Source organism: Micromonospora mangrovicola (assembly GCF_047200535.1).
Taxonomy (GTDB): Bacteria; Actinomycetota; Actinomycetes; order Mycobacteriales; family Micromonosporaceae; genus Micromonospora.
Map to the genome: position 1 here is coordinate 1 of NZ_JBJZOG010000188.1, position 5,846 is coordinate 5,846.

The 5,846-nt window shown below is 70.4% G+C and carries 4 protein-coding genes; 2 read left to right on the plus strand and 2 right to left on the minus strand.

The genetic code is table 11. The annotated features are described in order from the left end of the window. Positions 1–395: 395 nt before the first annotated feature. Positions 396–1,889: an MFS transporter gene (locus tag ACL02O_RS33495; protein ID WP_412822195.1), complete on the minus strand. Its 1,494-nt coding sequence runs from the start codon at positions 1,887–1,889 to the stop codon at positions 396–398. A gap of 172 nt (positions 1,890–2,061) precedes the next feature. On the opposite strand from ACL02O_RS33495, the gene ACL02O_RS33500 reads away from it, so the two are divergent. Both ACL02O_RS33500 and ACL02O_RS33505 read left to right on the plus strand, forming a co-directional pair. Beyond that, complete coding sequence (locus ACL02O_RS33500) at positions 2,062–2,433, plus strand: YciI family protein (protein WP_412822196.1); 372 nt, start codon at positions 2,062–2,064, stop codon at positions 2,431–2,433. Next, on the plus strand, positions 2,430–3,674 hold the full coding sequence (locus ACL02O_RS33505) for an RNA polymerase sigma factor (RefSeq protein ID WP_412822197.1): 1,245 nt from the start codon (positions 2,430–2,432) through the stop codon (positions 3,672–3,674). Before ACL02O_RS33500 ends, ACL02O_RS33505 begins: the two co-directional genes overlap by 4 nt. A 157-nt stretch (positions 3,675–3,831) precedes the next feature. Here ACL02O_RS33505 and uvrC read toward each other — a convergent pair whose 3' ends face one another. Next, a complete protein-coding gene (gene uvrC / locus ACL02O_RS33510) occupies positions 3,832–5,772 on the minus strand; it encodes an excinuclease ABC subunit UvrC (protein WP_412822198.1) in 1,941 nt (646 codons plus the stop codon). Positions 5,773–5,846 lie beyond the last annotated feature (74 nt).

The window sequence follows — 5,846 nt, forward strand, 5'->3', positions numbered from 1 at the left end:
GATGTAACGACCGGCGGCCCGGGGCGATTCCCGATCCCGGCCGGTGGGGCGGGTTGCCGTGCGGTCAGCCATGTTCAACGACCCCGGCCCGGGCGTCATTCCGCCTTCCCGGGTGGCCTCGACCGCCCGCCACCCGGCCCCACCCCCACCCGACCGGGTCCCGTCCCGGACATCCCGCCCCGGGTCCGGCGATCCGGACACTCGACGCACACGCCCCACACCCCTCGGGATGGGTGATCCGGTCCGGATGACCTCCGGTACGCGATATCGGACCGCCCTCGACGAGGGCTGGATGGCGTGCGGTCAGCGGATCACCGGCTGCGCCACCTTCGCTTCGGACAGCACCGCGCAGAGCGGACCGCGAAGGCGTACACGTGACGTTGGCCTCGGCATGCCTATGAGCGCGCCGCCTCGTGCGCGGGAAGTGCGGCCGGTGCGGTCCGGGTTGCCGGGCGCATGGTCGGGATCAGTACGGCCAGCCCGGCGAAGATGACCGCGGCGACGACGGCAGTGACGTGCAGGCTGGCGGTGAATGCCTCCCGTGCGGTGTGCAGCAGTTCCGCACCTTGACCGGCGGGAAGGTGATGGCTGGCGGCGACCGCGCCGGCCAGAGAGTCGGACGTGCTGTCCATCCGGCTGCGGTAGACCACCGCGGCCAGCACGCCGAGCAGCGCGAAGCCGAGAGAGCCGCCGATGTAGTTGCCGGTCTCCGACATCGACGCCGCCGAGCCGGCACGCTCTGGCGGTACCGACCCGACTACCAGCCCGGTACCCAGCGCGAAGAGCGGGCCGGTGCCCAGCGCAAGTACGGTGATGCCGATCATCACCAGCGGCAGGGCGCGCGGCCCGGCGACGCCGACCAGCAGCAGGCCGCCCAGCGCCGACACAGCCAGGCCTCCGGTGATCACGGCCGTCCGCGTCATCCGCCTGGCCAACGCCGGAGCGGCCATGGTGCCGGCCGCTACGCCCAGGCCCATGGGGGCGAACAGCACCGCCGACGCGGCCGCCGAGTAGGCAAGCACGTTCTGCAGGTACTGGGTCACCAGCAGTCCCGTCCCGGCCATGGCGATGCCAGCAAAGACCAGTGCGACGAGCACGGCCGTAAACGGGCGACTGTGCAGCAGTCGCAGATCCAGCAGCGGCGTGGGAAGGCGCAGCTGCCGGCGCACGAATGCCACGCCGGTCGCTGCGCCGACGGCGAGGGCCACTGCTGGCACGAGCGGCGCGCTCTCGACGGCCAGCTGTTTGATGCCGTAGATCATCAGGAGTACCGCAGCGAGCGACATGCCGACGCTGGCCGGGTCCAGCCGCCCGGGATGGTCGCTGCGGAACTCCGGCAGCAGGACCGGTCCGGCGATCAGCAGCAACGCCATCGCCGGCACCGAGACCAGAAACACCGACCCCCACCAGAAGTACTGAAGCAGGAATCCGGCGAGCACGGGTCCGATCGCGCCGCCGGCGAACTGACAGGTCGCCCACATCGCGATCGCCTTCCCGCGCGGGCGATCGTCACGGAACATGTTGGTGATCAACGCCAGGGTCGACGGCGCCAGCGTCGCCCCGGCGACGCCCAGCAGCGCACGTGCGACGATCAGCATCAGCGGGTCGACTGCGAACGCGCTCACGACCGACAGCACCGCGAACGCCGCCGCGCCGATCATCAGCAGCCGGCGACGGCCGATCCGGTCGCCGAGCGTCCCCATGGTGATGACCAGGCCGGCCACCATGAATCCGTAGCTGTCACTGATCCACAGCTGCTCGACGTTGTCCGCCCCCAGGTCGGCGCTGAGCCGCGGGAGCGCCAGGAGAAGCGCCGTCGTGTCCAAGGCGACGAGGAAGGTCGGCAGCATGAGGAGAATCAGCCCCAGCCACGCCCGGTTGACTCGCATCTGAACCTCTCCGTTCTCTTGACGTTTCGCCCGTTGGTCGGAGCGGCGCAGCGGTTCTTGACATCGCACCTAGTGCGAGATTTTCCGGCGGACGATGTCAAGGCGGCAGCGGCGGCTCCGACCACCAGGCGAAGGGGCCCTGTCGGGGCTCGCGAACCACGAGGAGTACGACATGCAGTTCCTGATCAGCCTGCACATCAACCCGGCCGTGCTGGACGCGCTGACCGACGAGGAGAAGACGGCGATCGGCGAAGGCCACGGCAGATTCATCCAGGCGCTGAAGCAGTCCGGCGAGCTGATCACCACGCAAGCCCTTGTCGACCCGTCACAGGCCGCCGTGGTGAGCGTGCGCAACGGCCAGCCGGTGGTCACTGACGGCCCTTTCCTGGAGGCCAAGGAGCACCTGGGCGGCTTCTACCTGATCGACTGCGAGGACAAGGACCGGGCGATCGAGCTGGCCTCACAGCTTCCGGACGCCGCGATCGAAGGGCTGGGCGTCGAGGTGCGGCAGGTGATGTTCGCTGACGGACAATTGGAGGCATGACAGCACCGGGCATCGAGGACCTGCTGCGTGAGCTCACGCCGCAGGTCCTCGGCGCGCTGGTACGACGACACGGCCAGTTCGAGGACTGCGAGGACGCTGTGCAGGAAGCCGTCCTCGCCGCCACCGTCCAGTGGCCGGCCGAGGGAGTCCCGAACAACCCGCGCGGTTGGCTGGCGACGGTCGCCTCCCGCCGGTTCATCGACCAGATGCGCAGCGACCATGCCCGCCGCGGACGGGAGGCCACGACCGCCACGGAGGCCCCACACGCTGAGGTGCCGGACACCGACGACACACTCGTACTGCTCTTCCTGTGCTGCCATCCGACGCTGACCGCGGCCTCCCAGACCGCCCTGACGCTACGGGCGGTCGGTGGCCTCACCACCGCCGAGATCGCTTCCGCGTTCCTGGTACCGGAGGCCACGATGGCGGCCAGAATCAGCCGGGCCAAGCAACGCATCAAGGCCGCCGGCAGCACGTTCACCCTGCCGGACGGCGCGGAGCTCGAGGAGCGGCTACGGGTCGTCCTGCATGTGCTCTACCTGATCTTCAACGAGGGCTACACCGCCTCCTCGGGCAGCCAGCTGCACCGCGCCGACCTCGCGCACGAGGCGATCCGGCTGACCAGGACGGTGCACGCACAGCTGCCCGAGGACAGCGAGGTGACCGGACTGCTCGCGCTGATGCTGCTGACCCACGCCCGCCACGAGGCACGTACGACAGCGGCCGGCGACCTGGTGCCGCTGGACGAGCAGGACCGTGCGACGTGGGACCGCGCGCTGATCAACGAGGGCACCAAGCTGGTCAAGGCGGCGCTGGCCGGCCCCGCCCTGGGGCCTTACCAGCTGCAGGCTGCCATCGCCGCCACACACGCTGACGCGACCACCGGCGAGGAGACCAACTGGCCACAGGTGCATGCCCTCTACCTGATCCTGGAACGAATCGCGCCCAATCCGATGGTCACCCTCAACCGCGCGATTGCGCTCGCCGAGATCGAGGGCCCGCAGGTCGGGCTCGCCCTGCTGTCAACCCTGGACAGCGACGACCGCATGGCCGGGCATTACCGGCTGCTGTCCGTACGCGCGCATCTGCTGGAGAAGGCCGGCGACATGATGAGGGCGTACGAGCACTACCGACGTGCCGCGAAGTCCACCGCCAGCCTTGCCGAGCAACGGCACCTGGCGGCCAGGGCCAGCCGATTGACAAGCCTTGCACCACAGGTGTTGCGATCAACACACTGCTGAGTCACGCCACTGAGCTGCGAGGACTCCGCCGCGAGTCCGCCTCAGGGTTGGCGGGCCGCAGAGAAGCGCAGGGACGACATCGGGCAATCGCCCCACACCCACCACCACCCGTCGAGGCGACCCACACCACCCGACCGGAGCAGCGGTGCGCGCGCTGTCAGGGGGCTGGTGTCGGTGTGGCGTCCGCGTCCAGGGCGGCGAGGATCGCCTCGGCGGTCCGCTTACCCACCCCGGGGACCTCGGTGATCTCCTCCACCGTGGCGGTGGAGAGCCGCTTGAGCGACCCGAAGTGCCGCAGCAGCGCCTTGCGGCGTACCTCGCCGAGGCCGGGGACGTTGTCGAGCGCCGACTCGGTCATCCGCTTCGAGCGCCGCTGCCGGTGAAAGGTGATGGCGAAGCGGTGCGCCTCGTCCCGTACCCGCTGGAGCAGGTAGAGCGCCTCCGAGGTGCGCGGCAGGATGACGGGGAACTCGTCGTCGGGCAGCCAGACCTCCTCCAGCCGCTTGGCCAGGCCACAGATCGCGACGTCGTCGATGCCCAGCTCGGCGAGGGCCTGCGCGGCCGCCGCCACCTGTGGGGCGCCGCCGTCGACGACGACCAACTGCGGCGGGTACGCGAACTTGCGCGGCCGTCCGGTGGTGGGGTCGATGCCGGGCCGGTCCGGGTCGCCGGCGGTCTCCTCGCCGATCTCTCCGGTCTCGGCGCGGGCGTCGAGGTAGCGGGCGAAGCGCCGGCGCAGCACCTCGGACATCGCGGAGAGGTCGTCGGTGGCGCCCCGGATGACGAACCGTCGGTACTCGCTCTTGCGCGGCAGCCCGTCCTCGAAGACGACCATGCTGGCGACCACATCGGTGCCCTGGATCTGGGAGACGTCGAAGCACTCGATCCGCAGCGGTGACGTCCGCATGCCGAGTGCGTCGGCGATCTCGTCGAGCGCCTTGCTCCGGGTGGTCAGGTCGCCGGCGCGCTTGAGCTTGTGCCGGGCGAGCGCGTCCTTGGCGTTGCGCTCCACGGTCTCCATCAGCGACCGCTTGTCGCCGCGCTGTGGCACCCGCAGCGACACCCGGCTGCCCCGGCGGGCGGAGAGCCAGTCGGCGAGCGCGTCCACGTCGCTGGGCAGCTCGGGAACGAGCAGTTCGCGGGGTACGTCGGCCTCGCCCTGCTCGCCGCCGTAGACCTGGGTGCAGAAGTGGTGCACCAGGTCGCCGGTGGTCAGCTCCTCGGTCTTCTCCACCACCCAGCCGCGCTGGCCGCGGACCCGCCCGTCGCGGACGTGGAAGACCTGGACGGCGGCCTCGAGCGGATCGTCGGCGAAGGCCACCACGTCGGCGTCGGTGCCGTCGCCGAGCACCACCGTCTGCTTCTCCATGGCCCGCCGCAGCGCCGCGACGTCGTCGCGCAGCCGGGCCGCGCGCTCGAAATCGAGCTGCTCGCTGGCCTCCAGCATCTCCCGTTCGAGCCGGCGGACCATGGTGTCGGTGCGGCCGGCCATGAAGTCGCAGAAGCCGTTGACGATCTCCCGGTGCCGCTCGGCGCTGACGGTGCCGACGCAGGGCGCGGAGCATTTGCCGATGTAACCCAGCAGGCAGGGACGGCCCACCTGACCGGCCCGCTTGAACACCCCAGAGGAGCAGGTCCGCGCCGGGAAGACCCGGAGCAGCAGGTCCAGCGTCTCGCGGATCGCCCAGGCGTGGGAGTACGGCCCGAAGTACCGCACCCCCTTGCGCTTGGCGCCCCGCATCACCTGCAGTCGCGGGTACTCCTCGTCCAGGGTGACGGCCAGGTACGGATACGACTTGTCGTCCCGATAGCGGACGTTGAACTTCGGGTCGTACTGCTTGATCCAGGTGTATTCCTGCTGGAGCGCCTCGACCTCGGTGCCGACGGTGATCCAGTCGACCGACTCGGCGGTGAAGACCATCTGCCGGGTGCGCTGGTGCAGGTTGACCGGGTCGGCGAAGTAGGAGTTGAGCCGGCTGCGCAGATTCCGCGCCTTGCCGACGTAGATCACCCGACCGGTGCCGTCTCGGAAGCGGTAGACCCCTGGTGACTCCGGGATGGTGCCGGGCGCGGGACGGTAGGTCGAGGGGTCAGCCACGCCCGCAAGCCTAGTCCGCGCCCCCGACACCCGGCCGCCGCCGCGCGCGTCCCCAGGCCGGGCAAGGGCGGGGG